Raw genomic sequence first — 24020 nt, 5'->3', positions numbered from 1 at the left:
AAACATTTCTACTCTACTAATAGCAGCAGGAATATCATGACAAACTTGAATTCGCAAGTGATAATTCTATTATCCATAAATGAAAAGCATAAAAAATAAATAGCAGCTAAAACATTTCTTTTAGTATTTTGCGAGCACTTACCAAAGAAAAACTGATTTTAGCTGCACTTTATATCAATACATATTAGGAAAACCCAATTGTTTTAAAGCTTCATAGACTACAATTACCACAGAATTTGACAAATTTAAAGACCTTTCCGCCTTTACCTCGTTCATAGGTATCCTTATGCAATCATCTTCGTACTTCTCTCTAAGCCACTGAGGAAGGCCTGCTGATTCTTTCCCGAAAAGGATGTAAGACTCATCTTCGTACTTTACTTCGTGATAAAAGTGTTTGCCTTTTGTGGTAGCTAAATAATATTTACAGCCTTTCGTAGACTCTAAAAATTCCTCTAAGTTTTCGTACACCTTTAAGTCAAGGTATGGCCAATAGTCAAGTCCAGACCTTTTTAAATACTTCTCACTTAGAGAAAAACCAAGCGGTTTTACTAAGTGAAGCTTAGATCCTGTAAGGACACAAGTCCTTGCTATATTACCTGTATTTTGCGGTATCTCCGGCTCAACCAATACTACATTTATGGGCATTTGCATTCCTCCAGTTTATTTAAAGAACTTCCTTGGTATGTACTTCCACATGGCTTCTATCATCTTATCATTAGGTTCAAAGTAGAGAATAGTCCTTTTGCCGGCATTTTCAAAGACAGCGAAGTACACATCAGGTGATGTCATTGAACTTACCGCTTCCACCTTGTTTGGTATCTTTCTGTACTCATCTGAATACTTGTCGCTTGACACCTTTGCTACGATTTCAAAGTCTTTGCAGTCAATACTTAAAAGTCTTTTCCTTCTGCTTTCAGCTACTATCCTATCTACATCCAGCTCACCGTTGGTATATGCGTACTCGTATTCAACGTTTTGCGATTTAATCACGTAATAGGCAAAAAAAGGTATTGCAACGATAAAAAAGATGAGAAATCCCTTCACAAAAGGTATAAGAGGTACTATGAAAAAAACAATTACCAATGAAGCTAAAATAAGTCCTATAGCTTTCAGCATGTCCTTAGATGTCTTTTGTTTTTTTACAAGTTTTTCAATAAATATATCCACAAAATCAACTCCCAGCTTAATTATACTTTTATAATAAATTTATTTTATCAAAATTGCAACATCATTATTTATACCATGAGGTATTTCCACTTTCCCTGCTTGAATCTGTATGTGTACATGAAAGAACGAACAACAAAGTCAAAGCATATTCCTATCCATATGCCATATATGCCCATGCCCATCCACTTGCCTAAAGCGTATCCTATGGCAATCCTAAAAAGCCAAAGCCCTATAAATGCCGTCACAACTATATACACCAGATCTCCCGCTGCTCTTAAAACGCCAGACAATACATTCATTATAGCCAACATCGGTTCGATTGCAGCAAATATCCTTATGACTACAGCACCCATCCTTATGACTTCAGGATCTGTAGAATAAAGTGCGGCAAGTTGACGTGCAAATATAAACATGATGACTCCTATGACTGTTATTATCCGCACCGCTATTTTATTTGACAGTTTCCCGTACGTCTCCGCCAGCATCATCTTTCTAGCCCCCAAGCTTCTTCCAACCAAAGAAGTAGCTGCCAGTTGAAATCCGAATATAGGCATAAATGCAAGGCCATTGGCATTCATGCCTATTTGGTACACTGCAATAGACGCAGTACCCATTGTAGAAACTATAACCTGCATTATTAAAAATCCGCCTTGCATTATAAGCTGCTCTAAGGACGCAGGGACGCCAACCTTCACAATCCTCAACATCATAGGAAAATTAAGCTTCACTCCGTCTTTTATGCTTAAATTGATCCTTCTCTTTCCAAAGTAAAGAACATAAAGCTGTATAAAACCACCTATAACCCTGGCTATAGTGACAGACATAGCAGAACCTTTTACTCCAAAAGCAGGTATAAGCTGGTGTCCGCCGATATTTACGCCAAACACCGTAAGAGAGTTTAAGATGAGGCTTATCAAGTTTATGGTAGCCGTAATGTACATGGGCGTCCTTGTATCACCTGCACCCCTTAGTGCACCGCCTAATACAATATCTATTATCACAAATGGCATGCCCAAAAGAATGATCTTGTAATACATAAGCCCCAGCTCAAATACATCTTTTGCTACAGAACCAAAAAACAATTTTATCAGCGGGACAGCAAAGATATATCCGAAAACGGTAAACAAAATAAAAATGATTATGCACATTACAAGCGCCTGCATTACAGCAAGCTTTGCATTGTCATCGTCATTTTCTCCTATTAGCCTTGCAACGATTACCGTGCACCCTGTTGACAGCCCTGCAAAGATAGATTGAAAGAAAAACACCAAAGTATTTATCATGCCTACTGCCGCTATAGCAGCTGTGCTTATGTGGCCCACAAATATGGTTGACACCATACCGACCATCATTATAAGCATTTGTTCAGTTATAGAAGGCCATGCCAGCTCTAATATTTCCTTCTGAAGACTAAATCGCTGTTCAGCTTTCTCCATTTTGACCCCCCTATATATCGCTTCCTCTTTTTACAAAATGTCCTCCAAGTTTTTTATTCACATCATATAATATCTTGTCGATCTTTAAATTTCTCTTGACATCCAAATCAAAAAGTGACAACTGCTTTATCTTTGTTGCACTTAAGTTTGACACAGAAAGCCCTATAAGCCTTACAGGCTGCGTCATTTTAGCCTCTTTAAATATGGCCTCGGCAACAGAATAAATATCATCTGACGAATCTATGTATTCATTTAATGTGCGGCTTCTTGTATGAAGTGTGAAATTTGAGGTCTTTATCTTTACAGTTACAGTCCTGCAGTAAAGTCTCTCACCCTTAAGCTCTGATGATACTATGTCAGCAAATCCTCTTAAATACTTTAAAAGCAAGTCTGCATCGCTGGTGTCTTTTTTTAGCGTCGTCTCTTTCCCTATTGATTTCGTTTCCCTGTACGTTTCAACAGGTCTTGAATCAATTCCTCTTATCCTGTCGTATATCTCTTTGCCGTACTTCCCAAATATATTCGTAAGCTCATCTTGGCTTAATTTTAGCAAATCATCCACTTTCTCTACGCCTATTTTTTTAAGCCTTTCAGAAGATTTTTTCCCAATACCGTAAACTTTCGACACGCTTAAAGGCCTCAATATATCAGGCACCATATCTTCAGTTATGATCATGAGTCCATCAGGTTTATTCCAATCCGACGCAATCTTGGCAAGAAATTTGTTGTATGAAACGCCTGCAGACACAGTAAGCCCTGTCACCATGTGCACTTTCTCTTTTATTTCCTTGGCAATATCTTCTGGATTTTTGTCGATATCAGTCACATCCAGGTATGCTTCATCAATCGACAGCGGCTCCACAATATCAGTAACTTCATATAAAATATCAAATACTTTTTCAGACACCTCTCTGTACCGCTGAAATCTTACTGGCAAAAAAATACCGTGTGGACATAAAGTCTTCGCCATGTACATAGGCATAGCTGAATGAACACCATATTTTCTCGCTTCATAAGAGCATGTAGATACAACACCTCTACCAGATAGCCCACCTACTATGACAGGTTTTCCTCTAAGTTTTGGATTGTCATGTTGCTCAATAGAGGCAAAAAAAGCATCCATATCAACATGGATTATCTTGCGCATCATTTTTTATCCCTCATAACTGAATTACTAAAATATATTATAGCACAGCATCTTGTTTGCAGCAAAAATGGAATATACTATAAAAAAAGATAGATAGAATATGTTTTGAGAAGCTGTGCAGCAATACTGATTTAAAAGGCAAAGTAGCTTTTGTTGGAGATGGGATAATGTTCCCGCTTTAACAAGAGCAGACATCGGAATTGCAATGGGAAGAATCGGCACTGGTGCAGCTATAGAAGCGGCAGACGTGGTGCTGATGGCAAACTAACCTCACAAATTGGTTGATGCAATAAAAATAGCAGCAAGTCTTGCTGCTTTTATGCATTTACGTATTCGTCGTAAACCATCTTTGATATTTTCCCTATGGCCATTTTCCCATCAAGATTCGTATTCATGTTGTTTGTCATCACGCTTATTATGTAGTCACAATCTTTTAAAAACACTATCCCTACATCATGCTCTAATGACTTAAGTTCCCCAGGCTTATGAGCAATCAATACATCATCTGGCAAGTACATATCAAGCCTGCCTAAATCTTGCTGCTTCTTTAAGATTTCTATCATCTTGATGCTGTACTCCTCATCTACAACTTTTCCAGAGTACATCTGCTCTAAAAGGCGTGTCATATCCTTTGGACATGTATAATTGTCTTTCCCAGATTTTATAGCTTCAAAATCCATCATCTTTCTCTGGATTTTAGTATGAAACAAACCTAAATCCTCTGCCATCTTATTTATGTTTTTCATATCTGCTATATCGATCAAAACATTTGCGGCAGTGTTGTCACTTATAATGATCATCAATGTTATAAGTTCTTCTATAGTGAATTTGTGCTTGCTATTTAACTGGTACAAAACCCCGCTGCCTGCAGTTTTCATAAAGTCAGATAAAACAATATTGTCAGTCAGTCTTATGTACCCTTCTTTAGCCATCTTATATATCTGTGCCATGATAAGTATTTTTATCGTGCTGGCAGATGGAAACATCATTTCTTCATTTACGCCTATCATTTCTCCAGTCTTCAGATTTTTTACAGAAACACCTATATCTCCACCAGCATTACTGACGAAATTCATTATGTCATCATGTAAACTCATAATTAAGCACTTCCTTTTCTCATAATTCCGTACGTCTTAATAGTATCACTTTTGAAGAAAAAATCCAGTACCTATTTAAAGGCAAAAAAATCAGGTGTATTAAACACCCAATTTTATTTACTCACTTATCATATATACCATACTTAAGCATGTTTATGCAACTTTTTAAATCATCAATGATTTTATCTTTATCTGCAATAAGTCTGTCAATGTCGTGATTATACATCTTTATATAATTGTTGCCAATCGCTTCAATAGAAGTCATGATAAAGCTTAAGGACCTATTAATATCTACATCTTTTCGAAATCGCGACAAATCTAAATTTTCCATAAATTTCTTCATGACTTCACTGCTTATTCTCTCATATCTTTTCAATATGTCATCTTTTATTTCTTCTGGCGAATCATAAATAGATACTGTCAAAAATCTGTACTCCAAGGGCTTTCTGTAATACAATCTGAATTTAACCATTGTCCAGCTCATGAGCCTGTCAAATATATCTGAAGACGAATCATCTATGAATTCATAAAAAGCAGCAACAAACTCATCTACAATGCGATCAAAAAGATACAAAAATAAATTCTTTTTGCTCTTAAAGTAGTGGAAAAGAAGGCCTTTTGATATTCCAGCATTCTTGACAATTTCATTTGTAGAAGCCCTCATATAGCCTTTTTCGGAAAACTCCCTTAGGCTTGCTTCAATTATTCTGTTCCTCTTTTCATCGCTTAGATTTTCAAAGCTTTCGTACAAAAAGATCCCTTCCTAAAACTAAATTCTCAAATCCCTCTTTTGATAGAAAACATAAGTCCCGCCAATACAAAATACCACAATCAAAGCAGATATTACAACGTATATTATCTCAAATCCTTTTCCATTCATCAAATTCTTTGCGTCAAAATACTTAAAAGGCGTAAGGTACTTTAAGCGAGAAAGATGATTGTCTATATCTATGGCAAGAGATAAAATATACGTTGCCAGCATCACACCTATAGTAATAGGCGAAGACAATCTGGGATTTTTTAAAAAACCTGAAAAATACAATCCCAATGAAACATATATAAGCTGCAGTGCAAATACCCCCAACATCAATTTTAACACATCACCGCTAATGTTTTCACCCTTGCTGTAGTATCCCACAAAGTACAAAGACGAAATGAAAGTAACAGCATTGAAAATGATTATATTTGTAAGCGCAGCAAAAAGCTTTGACGTAATAACATTTGCTCTCGGTACAGGTTTTGACATCAAAAATTCCGCAGTCTTATCATCTTCCTCTTTAGAAAGTATATTAGAGCCAATCAGTGAAGCGTGCAAAGCAGCCATCAATACGATGTATATAAACATGGCGCCGTAAAAACCTATAGCCTTCGATAAGTCAAAATTTCCACTGCCAAACATGGATTTTAGCGCGTCAGGCATCTTTGAAATCATGTCGTTAAGAGATTGACCAGATATAGACGAGCTGGCAGCGTACTTTCCCATCGACGAAGCTACAAAGGCAATCATCACCAAACACCATATAATCAACGACTTAACGCTGGATTTCATCTCTTTAATGTAAATATTCACTCATATCCCCCCTTACATTGCGTAAATGTCTCTTTTTTGGAAAAAGACATAGCTTAAAAAAATCGACACAACGACTATAATCAAAGATATGATGGAAAAATGAACGTCGTAAGAAGAATTCTTCATAATGTAGTTTAAATCGAAATATTTAAAAGGCGTCAAATATTTCATGTTGTCGTCGTTTAAAATAGCCTGAATCATGCCAATTACATAAAATGCAAATACCACTCCTAAAGATATAGAAGTTGTAGACTTGATCTTCTTCACAACTGATGACAACAAAACCCCCAGCGATAAAAATATCATCTCTACAAACAAAAGTGTGACAGAAATCATGAAAAAGAGTTTGATGTTAAAGGGCCCTTTCGTCACTGATTTTGCCATGATAAATGCAGATAAAAAGTAAACGGCATCTGTAATCAGAAGTATGACGATGGATGACAAAATCTTTGACGTCAAAATAGATCCTCGCTTTACAGGTTTTGCCATGAGAAAATCAGCCGTCTTAAGCTTAATCTCCTTTGATATTGCAGCAACACCGTAATTCATGGCTTGTATAGCACCTAAAAGCACCACATAAGAAAATACATAAGAATAATAGCCTAAAAACTCAATTATGTCGTCTATGGAAATGCCAAAAGCCTTCCTCACGGCCACAGGATAGCCTTCTAATACATCCTTAAACAAAGACGCATTCTTGTAAAACGTAGGATACATGGAAAGTAAAAAAACTGCCACAAAAGCTAATGATATAGACCATACGGCTAAAGACTTTGTTTTTGATTTCAACTCGTACAAAAATACGTTCATATTGACACCCCCTTAAGTGTAGTAGTGCATGAAGATTTCTTCTAAGCTAGGTTCTTCAATGGCAATATCTGATATGCTTATCTCCGCTATCTTCTTCGTTATATTGTTTATATCACCTTTAAATAAAAAGCTGACTGTCCTGTCTTTTACCTGAAGATCGCTTACACCATCCATATTAAAATACTCAGCCTTTAAAGGAGCATTTATCTCAACATAGACTTTCTTATAGCTGTTTTCCCTCAATGTGCTTATCTTCTCAAGGCTCACTATTTTGCCTTCCTTTATGATGGCAACTCTATCGCACAATTTTTGGACTTCGCTTAGTATATGGGATGAAAATAAAATTGTAACACCTTTCTTGTTTTCCTCTTTTAAAAGATTGAAAAATCTTTGCTGCATAAGTGGGTCAAGTCCGCTTGTCGGCTCATCTAATATAAGCAGTTTAGGCTCATGCAAAAGCCCCTGGACTATGCCTATTTTCTTTCTGTTGCCATATGAAAGGTCGTCGATCCTTTTGTCCGAATCCAAATCCATAAGTTCGGAAAGCTCTTTTATCCTCTTGCTGCAGTCCTTTTTATAAAAACTTGCAGAATACTTTAAAAGGTCTATCACCTTCATGTTGTCGTAGTAGAATACTTCTGATGGCAGATATCCTATATCCTTTTTTATATCTGGGCCGTACTTTATGCAGTCCTTGCCAAAAATCTTGGCACTGCCAGATGTGGGATAAATAAGTGATAAAAGTATCCTTATTGTGGTGGATTTCCCTGCTCCATTAGGCCCTATAAAGCCGAAGATTTCACCTTCTTCCACATCAAAGCTTACATCGATTATGCCTCTCGATTTCCCGTAATACTTGGTCAAGTTATTAACTTCAATGATTTTCATAAAAGCGCCTCCTTTTGACCATTTGGTCAATTTACAATTTGATTATAACTCTAATTGACCATGTAGTCAATGCACTTTTAAAAAATAAAAGGGATTTTAAAAGTACAGGGATTTTAAAAATTCCTCTTGAAAATATGGGTTATTGGAAAGTTCAATGTACTTAACCTTATCTCTTATCGCTTTAGATTTCTCAAGCATCTCATCAGAAAGAAGCGCAAAAGATGCTCCTAACCCTGCTGCGTTCCCTATCTGAACTGCCTTTTCTTTTAATCCCTTTGGTATAAGCCCTATTTCTGCAGCGCTTTCTACGCTTATGTAACTGCCAAACCCTCCTGCTAAGTAAACTTTTTTTATATCTTTTTCAACAATATTCATCTCTTTCATAAGAATATTGATTCCAGCCTGTATGGCTCCCTTTGCCAATTGTACCTGCCTTATATCCTTTTGTGTAAGGTATATGCCACCTGCCTCGTCTATTAAAAATGATGGCATATGGTCATATTGCACAATGCGATCTAAAAACTTTTTGCCAACTACGCTTGTCACTTCACCTTTATCCAATATCCTTCCAGTGGTATCAATTATCCCATGCTTAAAAAGTTCTGCCACCACATCGACGATACCTGAACCGCATATACCTTTTGCTGCCTTTCCTCCAATTGTAGTAAATACGGGATCTCTTTCAAAATCCACATGATCTATAGCCCCTTCTACACCACTTAATCCGAAAGTAATGCCAGCTCCTTCAAAAGCAGGCCCTGCAGCGGCAGAACAAGATATGAGAAAGTCTTTATTTCCCAACACTATCTCGCCATTTGTGCCTATATCTACCAGCAAAATGATATCATCGCTTTCACTGATTCGACTTGATAGTACAGCCGCCACCGTATCTGCTCCAACGTATGAAGCGACCATAGGAAGCGTCACAACGTATCCTTCTTTGTTTATATCTATTTCTAAATCTCTCGACTTTACCTCAATCGATGACGTAAATGAAGGTATATAAGGCGAATTAGCGATATTTTTAGCAGGTACTCCTAAAGCCAAGTGGATCATGACGGTATTGCCAACCATCACTATTTCATATATATTTTCATTTGAAATTCCTTGTCTTTCACAAAAATAATCTACTATCCTATTGATTTCTTCAATTATAGCCACATGCAATCTATAAAGTCCATCTTCTTTAGCGATTGTGTAATTTATCCTCGATATGACATCAGCACCATAAGATCTTTGTGGATTTACACCTGAAAAAACGTCTATCATTTTACCTGTATCAATGTCGTACAAATATGCAGCGATTGTAGTAGTGCCTATATCCAAAGATACGCCGTATAAACTACCAACAAAGTCAACGCCTTCAACGGATATGACCTCATTCCTTCTCAATACGCAAATGGCATTGTAACCATTTTTCTCTAAGACGCCTGGAAGCCCCTTTAATACACTTAGTGGAATTTTTGCGTCAAATCCTAATGCACCGCATATCCTCTTAAAATCATCTCTCTGGTCATCCAGTGTAGGAATATCAAGCTTTATGCGGATTTTTTTAACTCTCGGGTTTACATTGCCAACTTCAAATAGACCCATGCTTCCAGTCAAGACTGATATTTTTCCTTCATCTAAAACTGTAATAGAAAGATCTCTATCAACATTTACAAAGCATGAAAGCCTTACACCTTTTTTAAGCTCTTCATCACTTAAATTTTTCATCTCGTCGGAAGTCACAGGAAGTTTTTCACTTACTATGACTTTACACTTTCCGCAGGTATGATAACCGCCACAAGAATTAGGCACTGGCACACCGTTTTCTATCAATGTTTTAAAAAGGTTTGAACCATCTTCTGCTAAAATTTCCTTGTATTCATCTTTATATTTAACTTTCAGTGTGTGATGTATATTTTTCTCATTGCGGTAAATACACTGAAAAAAATCGCATTTGCTGCAATTGTGATGCGAAAATGACGACTTTACGCCTTTGCCAACGCCTAATACGAAGGACAAAGATTTTACAGGATGCATCATGTTATTTTCGTCCAGTATGACACCTATTTTTGACGCATCGAGATTTTTAAAAATGAGCTTCTGTGATGCTATATCCCACTTGTCATCACCGGGGAATATCATCTCAGTCACTTCAAACCCCTCTTTTAATGCATCATTTGCCATATCACTGTAAAACTTCTCGCAAAGCTTATCTAATGCTGCATTTCCAACGGCATCGTATATCATCCCATCCATATACTTTCCATCGTCAAAAAATCTTGATGATGCATTTTCAATGCCGTCTTTAATTGTGACAACAGCCATGACGACATATTCTGCACTTTTTAATCTTTCTACTATGTGTTTTTCATTTATCGTATCGCCGCTTAAAAATTTTATGGCATCATTTTCATGGTCATACTCAAAAGAATCCCTGTCAAAACAGACTAAAGGCTCAATGAGATCATAAGCATCGTGTATGGCATTTCTTATCTTGTCTAATAAACCTTTATAAGGCTCAGAATCTTTATATCCCAAATACCTTAAAACAGACTTCTCATCTATCTCTATTTCATAAGACCTTATATCCATCTTCTCCTCCTCATATATTTAATTAAGAATACTGAAATCTTTTTTATATATCATATATTAAGGAAAATTGAATTTCAATAATTTAAATTAATACAGTATTCTAAATTTCTAAATCGCTATTGATTATCAATCGATTTAGTGCTATTATTTTTATAAAAGTAGCACAAAAGGAGATGATACATCTGGAAGAAATTACACGTTTCGGAGTCTCGATGGAAGCGAATTTACTTTCACAGTTTGATAAATTGATTGAGTCAAAAAACTACAAAAACAGGTCTGAGGCAATAAGAGATTTGATCAGAGATTACATAGTGGAAAACCATTGCGAATCAGACGATGCCGAATCAATTGGCACTGTCACATACGTTTATAACCATGAAGTAAGGGAAATAAGCGACAAACTCGTGGACATTCAGCATGGACACCATGAAAACATAATATCCAGCATGCACGTTCACCTTGATGAACACAACTGCCTTGAAGTAATGGTTGTAAAAGGCACTTCAAGGATTATATCATCAATAGCTGATGAGATAATCAGCACAAAAGGTGTAAAGCACGGAAAGCTTGTCATGACGACGACAGGAAAGAATTTATAAGGGGGAGTTTTTATGCATATACCAGACGGCTATTTAAGTCCTGCCACATGTGCCGTAATGGGTGCGGCAATGGTGCCTGTATTAGCTGTGGCAACAAAGAAAGTAAATGAAACTTTTGATAAGAAGGATGTACCAACAATGGCGATAGGTTCAGCCTTTGCCTTCACCATAATGATGTTCAATGTGCCTATACCTGGTGGTACGACAGCACACGCTGTTGGTGCTACGCTTTTGGCCATCGCATTAGGTCCATGGGGAGCCAGTATTTCTATTACAGTCGCACTTCTTATACAATCGTTGTTCTTCGGAGACGGCGGCATCTTGGCATTGGGAGCGAATAGCTTTAACATGGCATTCATAGCACCTTTTGTCGGATACGGTGTATACATGCTTCTTCAAAAGCTTAATGTAGGAAAAGTAATATCATCTGCCATAGGTGCATACATTGGAATAAACGCTGCAGCACTTGCAGCATCAATAGAATTAGGACTTCAACCTGTACTTTTTCACACAGCAGATGGTCGTGCCTTATACTTCCCATACGGGCTTAGTCAGTCTATACCTGCCATGATGTTGGCGCACCTTACAGTAGCCGGGTTAGTAGAGGCAGCAGTAACTGGACTTGTAGTTTACTACCTTATTAAAGCTGGTGAAGGTAACATACTCTATAAATTTGCTTACAGACTAAGAGGTGAAAATAAATGAAGAAACTTTTGATAGCTGCAGTAGTGATAATACTGCTTACACCAATTGGACTTTTAGCACCAGGATCTGCTTGGGGTGAATGGGGAATAGATGAGATAAAAAACATGGTAGGATATGTACCAAGTGGAATGAAACATTTTTCAAATACGGTGAAGGCTTTATTTCCTGATTACGGCATACCAGGCTTTGACAAAAACTTTTTCCAACAATCCATAGGCTACATATTTTCAGCTATTGTAGGAATCGCATTAATTGCCATAGTGTTTTTTATCCTTAGCAAAATAATTGGTAGACAAGAGGGGAAAAATGAGTAATTTTATTGAGAAGACTGTATTGAGTATACAAAGTACATTTCAAGATATGTTTGAATCAGATGAAATTGCCAACAGACAAGGGCTTATGCAGTCACTGGATACAAGAGTGCGGCTTGTATCCATTTTGCTTTTGATTATCTTATGCAATATAAGCAGTTCATGGCAATTTTTGTGCTTAATGATTGTATACTCTATCTTTGTTGCTGTACTTTCAAAAGTACCAATAAAGTCCTATATATTCAGAGTTTCATCAGTCTCTGTGGTCTTTACAGGGATTGTATTAATACCATCCTTGTTTAACATCGTAAAACCTGGAAGTCCACTTATATACATTGGAAGAAACTTGTATATAACGAGCAATGGGGCTTTAAGCGCATCGATTTTTATAATGCGCTCTTTTGTCTCCCTTTCCTTCATATACATTTTGATACTGTCTACAAAGTGGGTGGAAATTTTAAAAGCTTTTAGGTATTTCAAACTGCCGAAAATTTTCTCTGCCACCCTCGATATGTCATTCAGGTATATAACTCTCTTTCTCGATGTAACATCAAATATGTTTCTTGCAAGAAAAAGTAGAAACGTAGGGCAGTCTAAAGGCAAAAGCGAGAGAAGATTTGTAGCGTCGTCAATGGGAAATCTCTTAATAAGATCAGAACATCTAAGCAGCGAAGTCTACAGTGCCATGATTTCTCGCGGATACAAAGGCGAGTACAAGACAATGAATGACTTCAAATTCGGCATTTTTGACGTAGTCTGGATATTGTTCAACATATCATTTTTCACGGCAATTTTTCTTATAAAAGGAGGCAGACTTTGGATATAGTATTTGAACTTAAAAACATTTCATACTCATATATAAAGTCACAACCCGCGCTTATTAATGTGAACTTTAGCGTATTAAAAGGAGAAAGTCTAATAATTTTGGGTGCCAACGGCTCTGGAAAATCTACGCTATTAAAATTAATGGACGGGTTAATAAAACCAGATAGCGGAGATATATTAGCATTCGGCAAATCCATATTGAACATGAAAAGCGACTACGAATACCAATTTAGGAGAAAAGTAGGTTACCTATTTCAGGACTCTGACGTCCAGCTTTTTAATACGTGTGTATTTGATGAAGTAGCATTTACTCCACTGCAGATGGGATTAAATCCTGACAAAGTAAAAACAATGGTAGAAAAGACTCTTGAGTCGTTCGGCATTGCAAAATTACAAGATAGACCGCCTCACAGATTAAGTGGCGGCGAAAAAAAGAAGGTTGCTCTAGCATCAATAATGGTGATAAATCCAGATGTGTTGCTTTTAGATGAGCCCACAAACGGCCTCGATCCAAGATCGAGAAAGTGGCTTTACAAAATGTTAAGCGACCTAAAAGATGAGGAAAAGACGCTTGTAATATCTACCCACGATTTGGATTTAGCCAGAATCATTGCTGATAGAATCGTCGTGATGAATGAATCACACTCGATAGAGGCTGTAGGGAGAACCGATGAAATACTTGATAACAGCACACTACTTGAAAATGTGAATCTGATATGAATTTAGCTCCCACAATCGGGAGCTTTCTATTTAGAATACAGTTTAAGCGATGACTGAAGAACATTAAGCATCACAATCACCAGCACCATAAAAACTACGATAAATGAAAATCCCACAAACACGCCAAATACATCACTTAGTTTACCTATTATAAAATTGGCTATCATGTTTATAGATGAACTTACAGTTACAATGACACTTATGAATACGCCCGTATTTTCTTTGAAGCTCTTCATTGCCAAAGCCATAGTCGTAGGATAAATTATAGAGTAAAATAAGCCTGCCATGGACAGAAGAATCGATAAATTCTGACTTGCCATGCTTAAGGCGACAAAAGATGCTGCTAATGATGCAAAAATAAAAATGCTCTTTACATAACCTATTTTTTCAACCACAAACCCACCTAAAAGCCTGCCTATTGTAAAAGCAGCAAAGAAAAGCGACAAGTACATAGAGCTTTTTACACTGTTCATGCCGTAAGATCCTTTAAGGTACGTCACAGCCCAATTTCCTATGCCGACTTCTGATGCAATGTAAAATCCTAACATGACTGAAAATAAAATGACATGCCTATCTTTTAATACATCCAAATATTTTACTTTACCACCATCTACATATTTAGCTGTACCAGGAAATCTTGTAAACAAAATTACAATAAGCATTAAAAGAGCTATAATGCCACCAAAAAGATATATGCTTTGCCATGAATACTTTAAAGCCACAAGCCTTCCCGCCGCATTTGGCGAAATTGTAGCACCTAAACCGTAAAAGAAATGCAAAAGGTTCATCATTATGGCTTGATTAACCAAAAATGCAACTGCAGCAGTGGCATTTATGCCTATCTCCAGCATCCCTATACCAAAATTCATGCAGAAGAAGAAAATCAAAAACACAAAGAAAACCGGAGATGCAAAATACCCCAAGATTCCTATGATGATAAAGACAAGTCCTAAGGACAATGCCATCTTACTACCATATCTATTTACAATCATCCCACCAATAAACGAAGCTATGATAAAACCAAGGCTTCCTATAAACAGAAGAAGCCCAATGTACGTATAATCAACATTGTAAAACGACTTAATTGACGATAATACAGGACCTTTTATGTTATCGACAAGACCTATTAAAAGCATCAAAAGGTAATTTAAAACGACAATAAATATCTGCATTTTTTCCTCCCTTGTCAGTAATGCCATACTTCATTATATAGCATTAAAGAGAATAATACAATGAAATATCATCTTGGACTTATAGTCACAACCTCCAAAGGAAAGGAGGTGAAGCTAATGTCCACCAACAAAAAAAGGCGGAAACAAAACCGCCAAATAGATTTGTACAAAATTTTTAAGTTACTGCTTAAACTGTTAGAAATAATATTTGCTTTTATTATAACACAAATTCATGACTTGTAAACCAAAAGAAATATTTTTATTCTACTTTTCAATATAGCTTTCTACCATTCTGGATATTATGTCTTGCATTTCAGCAAAAAGGTCGGTTTTTCCGTCTTTTAAGCACCAATCAAAAATGACGCCCCTCGCTACAATAAATAGCTTCTCTGTAATTTCTTCACAGTCCAGAGTGTTGGGTATCTTGCCTTTTTCTTGCTCATTTTTTAATATTTGAATAAGCATATTCTGCATTGAACGTCCATGCGTTAAAAACATCTTATTCGTCGGAATATACAGATTTTTAGCCATATCTATTCCATCATTTATTGCAAGCTTGGCATATACGAGAAAATACTGAACTAATATATCCTTGCAGTCTGTATAAGCCTCTATAATTTTCGGCACTTCAGCCTCAAAAAATTCGTCACCATGCTTAAATATCTCCACTAAAAGGTCATATTTGGATCTAAAGTAGTGATAATAATTTCCTATCGAAACATTGGCCTTTTCTGCTATGTCTTTTACAGTTATGTTGTCATACCCGTGTTTTTTTATGAGCTCTACACCGCAACTGTAAATCCTCTTTTTAGTAGCAATAGCCTGCTTTTCTCTGGAAGTTAAACTTTCTGGCACCAATCTCTCTCCTGTTCTTCTAATCTATATTTTTAGCAACCTCAAAGGCATTCCATATTGCATACATGATGTTTGAAACATTGCCAGCATCGCCAATCAGATAGACATTTGGAATTTCGTCTTTCACCTCTTTATACAGAGAATCAGACGGAGCATATCCAACTGCAAGAATAACTGTATCTGCTGCGATGTCTATATCACCATCAGGCGTATTCACTTTAAGCACCTTTCCGTCATATGCAGTAGCTTTTGCAGATGTTATAGTCTTTATTCCTTTAAAAGGTATCAATTCTTTTAACATCTCGCTATTTGCATGGCACAATGGACCATTTACCGCCAAAAGCTTTGGAAGTGCCTCAACTATCGTCACATTCTTGCCCATATCTTTAAGCCACAGTGCCGTCTCACATCCTACAAGTCCACCGCCAATTATGACAACATCATTTCCTATATCAACTTTTCCTAACAATGCATCTTGTGCAGTGTATAAAGGTCCTTCTCCCAGTGAAAATACTTTTGGCTTTGAACCTGTCGCAACTATCACTACATCTGCATCAAAATTAATGACATCATGGGCATCTAATTCTGTATTTAGATGAACTTCTACGTTTAACTTCTTTAACTCATTCTCATACCAAGCCACCAGCGCATGATCATCTTCTTTAAATGATGGCACGCCGCCTGGAATCAGGTTTCCGCCTAACCTACCAGTTTTTTCATACACGATTGGCTCATGTCCGCGAAGTGCTAAAACGCGGGCTGCCTCACAGCCTGCTACACCGCCACCTACAATTAAGACTTTCTTTTTGTGCTGGGTGGGTATAAGACGCTCAGCGCTTTCACGGCATGCCTGTGGATTTACTGCGCAGTTTAGAGCAGAATACTCCTGTATGCGTCCCATACATCCTTCATGACATGATAAACATGGACGTATAGAAGCGGTATCACCTGCCTTAAGCTTATTTACATAATCAGGATCAGCCAAAAGTGGACGACCTAATGAAACTATGTCACATGCTCCATCTCTTACAGCATCTGACGCAAGGTCTGGGTTATCCATGCGTCCTGCACATATGACAGGTACATTTACAGCTTCTTTCACCATCTTTGCATATGGGATGTAAAGCCCCTTTTCTTGGTACATTGGCGGATGGCTCCACCACCATGCGTCGTAACTTCCTACATCTACGTCCAAAGCATCGTATCCATATTCAACCAAAAGCTTAGCTGCCTCAATCCCTTCTTCAATATCTCTTCCCTTTTCTTCAAATTCCTCTCCTGGAAGACCGCCTTTACGCCAATCTTTGATGAAGCTTTTTACACTGTACCTTAGCGTAACCGGAAAATCACTGCCACATGTGTTTTTTATCTCCTCCAAGACTTCCCTTGCAAAGCGCAGTCTGTTTTCAAGGCTTCCGCCGTATTCATCTGTTCGATTGTTAAACATAGATATGGCAAATTGGTCTAAAAGGTATCCTTCATGTACCGCGTGTATCTGTACGCCGTCAAATCCTGCTCGCTTTGCATTGTAAGCGCCCTTGCCAAACTGCACAACTATCCTGCGAATTTCCTCTTTTGTAAGAGGACGGCATGTCTTGTCAAGCCAACGGTGTGGGATAGGTGATGGCGCAACAGGCGGATGTTCTCCTAAATTTGTAGGAATTGTAACCCTTCCAAATCCACCAGATAATTGTAAAAATACCTTAGAACCATAAGCATGTATTTTCTCCGTCATCTCACGAGCAGTCCTAATGAAGTGAACTGGAGTATGTGTAGAACATGGACAATTAGGCATGTCATGCTTTTCTATATCGTTGTCAACAAAAGTGACGCCAGTGATGATAAGTCCTGTACCACCTTTAGCTCTTTCAACATAGTAATCAATTCCTCTTTGATTGAAACCACCTTCGGAATCGCCAAGGCCTAATGGTCCCATAGGAGCCATTGCAAAGCGGTTTTTGATGACACAGCTTCCGATAGACACTTCATCAAAGAGAATGCTGTACTTTTTATCCATAAAAAGTCCCCTTCTTTTCTTAATTTTATTGAACATGTTCACCGAATGCATTCTACGAAAATTATATCAGTATGTTAATTAATTGTCAATAAGGTAAAATATTATTTAGTCATTATTATTTATAGTTTGCTTAATAAAATAAATTTTAAAAGTTTGTATACATTTGTTTATCTGTTTTGTTATATTAATGAAAACTTAAAGATACAAGGCGTCGTTGTGACGGGTACTGCGGAAACTTTAAAATCTCTTAGAGGTTTACCTTTTATAAAGGCATCATCATTAGGTGTTGTCACGGATAAGTATTGAATATTAAAAGCTGCTGACTTGTAATCAGCAGCTTCATTTTGTTACTTTCACATATTATATTCCAAAAATTTTCAAAATCCATCCAAGAATAGAACCAAGTGTTACCATATCGGTATCACCAGCCCATCTCATAAAATCAGTAATTGTATGTGCAACAACAGGTAATACAAATGCTTGACCAAATATGATTATTAATCCTGCAATTATTCCACCAACAATTGCACCTCTTAAACCACCAGTCGAATTTCCAAAGACACCGGCAGGACCACCATCAAAAAAGAATGGAATCATAGCGGGTAAGACAACCCATGGATATCCAGTAAAGCCTAATATGAAAATTGATATTATCCCTACTATCAAGCTTGTTATAAACCCAATCATAACCGCAGTCGGTGCATAAGGAAAAATCATTGGACAATCAAGAGCTGGAATCGCGTTTGGTATCCATTTCATTGTAATTCCTCTAAATGCAGGAACGATTTCTGCTATAAACATTCTAACACCAGTAAGTAAAATTGTAATTCCTGCGCCAAATGTTAATCCTTGGATAAGTGCGTAAATTATAAAATTTTGACCATTGCTTATTTTTTGCTCAACAAAAACAGGTCCCGCAATTAAAACTGCTATTAAATAAACTACAGTCATTACCAGTCCTGTTGATATTGTCACATCTCTAAAAAAATCCAAACTATCAGATATTTTTATATTTTCAGTATCATTCTTTTTATTGCCTACTAAACCACCAATATATCCACCTAAAACAGCACCAATAGTAGACGTGTGACCATACGCAAATGTATTTCCACCTGTAATTTTTCTGATAAATGGTTGCGCTAAAGCTGGCATGAAAGTAATATATAACCCCATTAATATAATACCAAATACTATTAAAGCAGCTCCCTTTACACCAGCATCAACCAAAACTGCTACCCATACAAAAGACATCCAAAAAAGTAAATGTCCTGTTAGCCAAACATATTTCAATCTTGTAAATTTAGCAACTAATATATTTATGATAAATGCCCCAAGCATAACTAAACCAATAACACTACCATACTTTGTAATAACTTCATTTGTGCCTATACCTGTATTATTTACCTGATTTATACCATAAATATGGTTGAATATCGTTGCTAGAGGATTTACTGTATTTGTTATAATGCCGGCCGCAGATGTCATAATCAATAAGCCAATGGCTGTTTTCAATGTCCCTTTAAGTATGTCACTAAAACTCTTTTTCTGCAAAATCAAACCAATAAATGCTATTAAAGCCATGAAGATCGCTGGTTGCTGGAAAATCTGGGTAACAACAAAATTTAGAACTTGCATACATTTACTCCTCTCCTCATTAAAATTATTTAATAAATGGCATCAATTTGCCACTTATCTCATTTTTATTTATAAAATTGTCTATGATCACCACAGGAACATCATCTCTTCTGATAATTTTAGCTATTTCCTTAGATGTCAAAATTAAATCACAGGGCTCACTTACAGCCGTTCCAGCATCACATGCACTAACATCCGCCTTTATTCCGTTTTCATTCAAAATATCTTCAACCGTCATCCTCAATATTAAGCTAGTCCCTGAACCAACACCACAAACTGTCAATATTTTTAATTTATTCATATTCAACACCTCTTGAGAACGTATTAAACAAAAACTATAACATTTTGATTAATGGCCTATATTTATTTATTAAATTTTTATTAAATTCATCCGAACCGTCTATATTTCCACTCATGAATACAGGAACATCAACACCCTTTGTTACTAATCTTTCAGCCACATCAATAAAAATACTATTTATGATCGCTGCTCCAATTATGGTTGATGTTGGACCTATTTTGACTTTTAACCCGTCTATGCTAATTGAGGCATCCCCAACATCACACATATTATCGATATAATAATCAACAACTTCATATAATTTTTTCCCACTAACATGCTTAGAAGAATATGCATTTGAATATTTTAGTGATGTTATAGCCACAGTAGTCAAACCATTATTTTTGGCTTTTATAGCAAAGTCAATACTGACAGGATTTCTGCCGGAAGTCGAAAACACAAAAAGCACATCGCCTTTTCTTAAGTTAAAGTTATCATAAATTATCTCTCCAAGGTAATTCATACGCTCTAACTTACTGCTTTTTTCTGCACCTTCGTGTAACATTAATACTGGTTCTAATATAGGATTTACACATGCTAATCCTCCAGCTCTATAAAAAGTTTCTTCTGCAAATATATGAGAATGTCCACAACCAAATATGTCTACAGTATATCCTTTTGAAATACTATCAGCGACAATATCTTCAATCTTATTCAATATTTCTCTTTGTTCTATAAAAATTTTATCTATTTTATTCTTAATGACTTCAATATATTCTAAACTTTTCATGCTTCTCACCTTTTAACTCACAATCTTTGATATAATCTAAAATATTTTTAGAATCAACACATTTTAGCATGTATTTAACTTTCTCATCATCCCCCAGCAGTTCCACCAGCTCCGACAACGCTTTTAAGTGCGAGGAATGGTCTATGGCACAAAGGCATACGACTATTTTTACAGGATCATTTTCTTTATTTCCGAAATTTACTGGATTTTTAAGAGTGATGAGGCTCATGCCTATTTTTTTAGCTCCTGATTCTGGTCTTGCATGAGGCATTGCTATACCCGGTGCAATGACAATATATGGTCCTATCTCTTTCACAGAATCTATCATTGCGTCTATATACCTATGCTCTATGGCGCCATCTTTTTCTAAAAGCTCACCTCCAATCCTTACTGCTTCTTCCCAATCCTTCACTTCAACATTCAGCCTAATAGTCTTTTCTGTCAAAAGGTCTTTTAACAATGGTTCTGCAACTCCTCTCTCTTCGTTTACATCTTCTATATCTAAGAATTCTTTAAGTTCTTCGATCAGTTTTTGCCTGTTTAAAATACTGCAATGCTTCTCAATAATTTCAATTAGATCGTCTAACTTGATTGCGTATGTCCTGTCATTTTTTATAAACAATTTCAACTTCTCAATGTCATTTTCAGTTAACAAAGGATTTACAACTACAGTTTTAATTCCTTCCGCATCCACTGGAACAGTAGACACTATCAAATCAACATGTTTTTTCTTTAATTCGTCTTTTACTTGATGGTATGCTACAGTTCCTTTTATATTTACATTGAAAACCGATTGAAGCCTTGATGACAGCATCTTTGCCGTTCCAATTCCTGTGCCACATACAACAAGCACATCCATTCTATTTATTACCAGTGATTTTTGCCTCTCTATAGCAGCACCGAAATGCATCACAAAATAACCGATTTCTTCATCATTAAGCTTATTTCCTGCATATTCTTCTAAGGGCTTTAAACATCCTTTCACTACTTCAAAAAGCCTGCTGTAATTCCTTTTTATTTCATCCAATACTGGATTCTTCAGCTCTAAGCCATGGCTTAATCTGTATACCGTAGGCCTTACATGCTCTAAAAGGCCTTCAAAAAGCTGCACATCTCTGGATAAGTCTATATTTACTTCTCTTTCTACATTGCTTATAATTTTTTTCGTAATAAGCTCCAGTTCAAGCCAATTTTTATCTTTGTTGCTTTTCTTATTCGTTACATTACTCCCTAAAAGATGGACAGTCATATAGCCAATCTCGTCTATAGGTATGTTGACATTAAAATGCTTTTCAAGCATCTTAGCTATATTTGAAGCGACACTGAATTCCTTTGTCATTTCCAGCGATTTTAATTCTTCTGTAGGCATTATGATGTCTCTTCCAAGCTCTATCCTTTTTATAGCGATTGCAATATGAGCAACTAACCCTGTAAAGGCTGCATCGGAAAATACCGTCTCTAATTCATTTTCCGCAATTCTTATACATTCTTCAATGTACGATATATCAATATCTTGAAAGAGCCTTTTTATTTCGTTGTCCATGCCTACATTTATCTTCGTGTACATAGGCGATTTCACGATGTCAAGCACTTTTTCTATATCTACCGTTTCAGTAAGAAGTTCTATAGCAGCTTTTCTGACTCTTTTCTCATCTCCTATGACTTTCAATCCATACTTTGGCACTGACTTAAGCTCAAGCCCATGCTCTAAAAGCCATTTTCTCACATTTTCAAGGTCATTTATTATAGTGCTTCTTGATACCAATAATTTGTCTGCCAATGTATTTATCGTCGTATAATCTTTCTGCCCCATCAAATTGCTTAAAATTATATTAACCCTTTCTTTTTGCGAAAGTGCATAATGGTAAATGCTTACGTCGTCTAAAATATCTAATGCCTTTTTTCTATCTTCCAATGATTCAGAAAATTTCACACCTACATTTGGTTTTCTCATTAATTGTGGCAAATTGTTGTACTTTAAAAATTCATCAATTGCATCAAGGTCGTATCTTATCGTCCTTGAGCTCACTTTAAATGAACTGGCCAGTTCAGTGATCTTGACCGGGAGGCTTGAATTAACAAGCTTTATCAGTATATGTGTGCACCTTTCATTGAGTATGATAATTATCACCTCTTTCATTATAAATTATATTACCTTTTATCTTTCTTGAAAAGCTTAACATTTTTCAAATCAATTATGGCAAAATTGTACTATATATTATACTGCATTTTACAAAACAAAAATACCGCCTCGACTTTTAGTCTTGACGGTATAGTTTATCTATGCAGTTTTAATGCTAATATTTTTAAGTTTTTCAAGATTTATTTTGACTTTATGATTTAATTCATCATCATCGATTAAATACTTGGTTTTTTCTCTGATGTTCTCATCCGACTCATAATATGCTATTGCTTCCCGTATATTATCTAATACATTATAAATTTTTTTATCATAATCATAGATAGCTTCTTCTGCTTCATAGAAATATGACTCGAACTTCTCAGAAAATGATTTTGCATCTATCTCACCTATTAAATATTTATTAGCTAATTCGACTAAATACTCTACTGCTTTCATTCAATCTCCCTCCAATCTAGTTTAGGTCTTTTTCTCGCTATTACGGTTTTAATATCTCCATTATCCTTCGCTATATGCACTGATAAATTATTCTTAAATCTAACAATCGTGCCATCAGGTTCTTAATATTTTTTCCATTTGTTAAAGTATCTAAAACATCCTCTATTGAAAATATTTTACCTTGTCCCATACGACCTAATATTCTATTTAAAGCATGTTCAGTAAAATTATATCCATTTTCTTTAAAATAATTATATGTCTCAACTAATTTCGCCTTATATTCCTCCGAATAATTCTTCCCTCTTAACATTATACCACCGTTTTGCTTCTCCATAAGTTCATTATACTGCTTTAATATGCTTGCGTCAATTTCTAAGCATCACCTGTTTGTGTCAAGTAGTTGTTGGCAAATTTTTTTCTTTAAATTTTATCCGCATAATGTTTAATATGTTGTGAATTTTCATGCAATTGTTTTTACTCCATTTTTATCTTCATATTACACCTTTTATATGACTTTTAATTCACTTAAACATTTGTATCTGAGTATTTCTCTTATTGCTTTTCGACTATTTGTCATTGCACAACCTTCAAACGGCATACCGCCTCTTTGCATGTGATATGTTTTTGCTTTTTTCTGCTTTTTGTTTACATCCGCTGCTGATAATTTTATTTCTTCTTTTATCTCTGCTAATTTTTCTCCTGATATTATCACATTATAGTATGTTTCTACTACACTATAAAGTTTACCACTTGTCTTTAAGGCTAATATCTTTGCTAAATTGTTTGCACCTTTTTCTGTCCAACTCATTTTTCCCGCATTCATTCTGCTTGCTAATGT

Annotated in this window: 25 protein-coding genes and 1 pseudogene; 6 read left to right on the top strand and 20 right to left on the bottom strand. The window is 36.1% G+C overall.

Annotation, left to right across the window (positions count from 1 at the left end):
* Positions 1–174: 174 nt before the first annotated feature.
* From HNR52_RS06825 to HNR52_RS06780, 10 genes are all read right to left on the bottom strand, one after another.
* On the bottom strand, positions 175–645 hold the full coding sequence (locus tag HNR52_RS06825) for a tRNA (cytidine(34)-2'-O)-methyltransferase (protein ID WP_435620073.1): 471 nt from the start codon (positions 643–645) through the stop codon (positions 175–177).
* Positions 646–660: 15 nt separating this feature from the next.
* Positions 661–1167, bottom strand: a complete 507-nt coding sequence (locus tag HNR52_RS06820; RefSeq protein ID WP_435620072.1) for a DUF6106 family protein — start codon at positions 1165–1167, stop codon at positions 661–663.
* 68 nt (positions 1168–1235) lie between these two features.
* Positions 1236–2603, bottom strand: a complete 1368-nt coding sequence (locus HNR52_RS06815; protein ID WP_013788854.1) for an MATE family efflux transporter — start codon at positions 2601–2603, stop codon at positions 1236–1238.
* A 10-nt stretch (positions 2604–2613) separates the two neighbouring features.
* Positions 2614–3753: a DNA polymerase IV gene (locus HNR52_RS06810; RefSeq protein ID WP_013788855.1), complete on the bottom strand. Its 1140-nt coding sequence runs from the start codon at positions 3751–3753 to the stop codon at positions 2614–2616.
* A 314-nt stretch (positions 3754–4067) separates the two neighbouring features.
* Positions 4068–4847 carry a serine hydrolase gene (locus HNR52_RS06805; RefSeq protein WP_013788856.1) on the bottom strand — a complete coding sequence of 260 codons (780 nt, stop codon included), beginning with the start codon at positions 4845–4847 and terminating at the stop codon, positions 4068–4070.
* Between the two features lie 121 nt (positions 4848–4968).
* The gene (locus HNR52_RS06800) at positions 4969–5598 is read right to left on the bottom strand and encodes a TetR/AcrR family transcriptional regulator (protein WP_013788857.1); all 630 of its coding nucleotides are present in this window, start codon (positions 5596–5598) and stop codon (positions 4969–4971) included.
* A gap of 18 nt (positions 5599–5616) precedes the next feature.
* Positions 5617–6417, bottom strand: coding sequence for an ABC transporter permease subunit (locus tag HNR52_RS06795; protein ID WP_435620071.1), 801 nt, complete (start codon positions 6415–6417; stop codon positions 5617–5619).
* Between the two features lie 12 nt (positions 6418–6429).
* Positions 6430–7227, bottom strand: coding sequence for an ABC transporter permease subunit (locus tag HNR52_RS06790; protein WP_435620070.1), 798 nt, complete (start codon positions 7225–7227; stop codon positions 6430–6432).
* Positions 7228–7239: 12 nt separating this feature from the next.
* Positions 7240–8115, bottom strand: a complete 876-nt coding sequence (locus tag HNR52_RS06785) for an ABC transporter ATP-binding protein (RefSeq protein WP_435620069.1) — start codon at positions 8113–8115, stop codon at positions 7240–7242.
* Positions 8116–8211: 96 nt separating this feature from the next.
* Positions 8212–10695, bottom strand: a complete 2484-nt coding sequence (locus tag HNR52_RS06780) for an ASKHA domain-containing protein (protein ID WP_435620068.1) — start codon at positions 10693–10695, stop codon at positions 8212–8214.
* A gap of 173 nt (positions 10696–10868) precedes the next feature.
* Here HNR52_RS06780 and nikR point away from each other — a divergent pair, with 173 nt between their 5' ends.
* The 5 genes from nikR to HNR52_RS06755 are packed head-to-tail and all read left to right on the top strand — an operon-like array spanning position 10869 to position 13855.
* The gene (nikR, locus tag HNR52_RS06775) at positions 10869–11294 is read left to right on the top strand and encodes a nickel-responsive transcriptional regulator NikR (protein ID WP_013788862.1); all 426 of its coding nucleotides are present in this window, start codon (positions 10869–10871) and stop codon (positions 11292–11294) included.
* Between the two features lie 12 nt (positions 11295–11306).
* Positions 11307–11999, top strand: a complete 693-nt coding sequence (gene cbiM, locus HNR52_RS06770) for a cobalt transporter CbiM (protein ID WP_013788863.1) — start codon at positions 11307–11309, stop codon at positions 11997–11999.
* A complete protein-coding gene (locus HNR52_RS06765) occupies positions 11996–12313 on the top strand; it encodes a PDGLE domain-containing protein (RefSeq protein ID WP_013788864.1) in 318 nt (105 codons plus the stop codon). The genes cbiM and HNR52_RS06765 overlap by 4 nt, the downstream gene beginning before the upstream one ends.
* The gene (gene cbiQ / locus HNR52_RS06760) at positions 12306–13136 is read left to right on the top strand and encodes a cobalt ECF transporter T component CbiQ (RefSeq protein WP_435620067.1); all 831 of its coding nucleotides are present in this window, start codon (positions 12306–12308) and stop codon (positions 13134–13136) included. The genes HNR52_RS06765 and cbiQ overlap by 8 nt, the downstream gene beginning before the upstream one ends.
* Complete coding sequence (locus tag HNR52_RS06755) at positions 13127–13855, top strand: energy-coupling factor ABC transporter ATP-binding protein (RefSeq protein ID WP_435620066.1); 729 nt, start codon at positions 13127–13129, stop codon at positions 13853–13855. Before cbiQ ends, HNR52_RS06755 begins: the two co-directional genes overlap by 10 nt.
* 26 nt (positions 13856–13881) lie before the next feature.
* Here the strand turns inward: HNR52_RS06755 and HNR52_RS06750 are convergent, their stop codons facing one another.
* The 3 genes from HNR52_RS06750 to HNR52_RS06740 form a co-directional block, all read right to left on the bottom strand.
* Positions 13882–15027, bottom strand: coding sequence for an MFS transporter (locus HNR52_RS06750; protein WP_435620065.1), 1146 nt, complete (start codon positions 15025–15027; stop codon positions 13882–13884).
* A gap of 264 nt (positions 15028–15291) precedes the next feature.
* Entirely contained in the window at positions 15292–15882 is a 591-nt protein-coding gene (locus HNR52_RS06745) for a TetR/AcrR family transcriptional regulator (RefSeq protein ID WP_013788868.1), read from the bottom strand.
* Between the two features lie 19 nt (positions 15883–15901).
* The gene (locus tag HNR52_RS06740) at positions 15902–17899 is read right to left on the bottom strand and encodes an oxidoreductase (RefSeq protein WP_435620064.1); all 1998 of its coding nucleotides are present in this window, start codon (positions 17897–17899) and stop codon (positions 15902–15904) included.
* Positions 17900–18052: 153 nt separating this feature from the next.
* Between HNR52_RS06740 and HNR52_RS06735 the strand changes: the two genes are divergently transcribed.
* Entirely contained in the window at positions 18053–18205 is a 153-nt protein-coding gene (locus HNR52_RS06735; protein WP_268257773.1) for an anti sigma factor C-terminal domain-containing protein, read from the top strand.
* Between the two features lie 54 nt (positions 18206–18259).
* Here the strand turns inward: HNR52_RS06735 and ulaA are convergent, their stop codons facing one another.
* The 7 genes and pseudogenes from ulaA to HNR52_RS06700 form a co-directional block, all read right to left on the bottom strand.
* Positions 18260–19534, bottom strand: coding sequence for a PTS ascorbate transporter subunit IIC (ulaA, locus tag HNR52_RS06730; protein ID WP_435620063.1), 1275 nt, complete (start codon positions 19532–19534; stop codon positions 18260–18262).
* A gap of 25 nt (positions 19535–19559) precedes the next feature.
* Positions 19560–19835 (bottom strand): PTS sugar transporter subunit IIB, encoded by a 276-nt coding sequence (locus tag HNR52_RS06725; protein WP_435620062.1) that lies wholly within the window; start codon positions 19833–19835, stop codon positions 19560–19562.
* 34 nt (positions 19836–19869) lie between these two features.
* Positions 19870–20604 (bottom strand): sugar isomerase domain-containing protein, encoded by a 735-nt coding sequence (locus HNR52_RS06720; RefSeq protein ID WP_435620061.1) that lies wholly within the window; start codon positions 20602–20604, stop codon positions 19870–19872.
* Positions 20582–22744 (bottom strand): BglG family transcription antiterminator, encoded by a 2163-nt coding sequence (locus HNR52_RS06715; protein ID WP_435620060.1) that lies wholly within the window; start codon positions 22742–22744, stop codon positions 20582–20584. Before HNR52_RS06715 ends, HNR52_RS06720 begins: the two co-directional genes overlap by 23 nt.
* 141 nt (positions 22745–22885) lie before the next feature.
* Positions 22886–23182, bottom strand: coding sequence for a colicin immunity domain-containing protein (locus HNR52_RS06710; RefSeq protein WP_013788877.1), 297 nt, complete (start codon positions 23180–23182; stop codon positions 22886–22888).
* A gap of 70 nt (positions 23183–23252) precedes the next feature.
* On the bottom strand, positions 23253–23516 hold the full coding sequence (locus HNR52_RS06705) for a hypothetical protein (protein ID WP_435620059.1): 264 nt from the start codon (positions 23514–23516) through the stop codon (positions 23253–23255).
* 171 nt (positions 23517–23687) lie between these two features.
* A pseudogene (locus tag HNR52_RS06700) lies at positions 23688–24020 on the bottom strand (hypothetical protein); the annotation flags it as partial.

This window comes from Thermoanaerobacterium thermosulfurigenes, from assembly GCF_051201035.1.
GTDB classification, from domain to species: Bacteria; Bacillota; Thermoanaerobacteria; order Thermoanaerobacterales; family Thermoanaerobacteraceae; genus Thermoanaerobacterium; species Thermoanaerobacterium thermosulfurigenes.
Note: the sequence above shows the minus strand (reverse complement) of the source record. Positions and strands in the feature narration are given on the sequence as shown.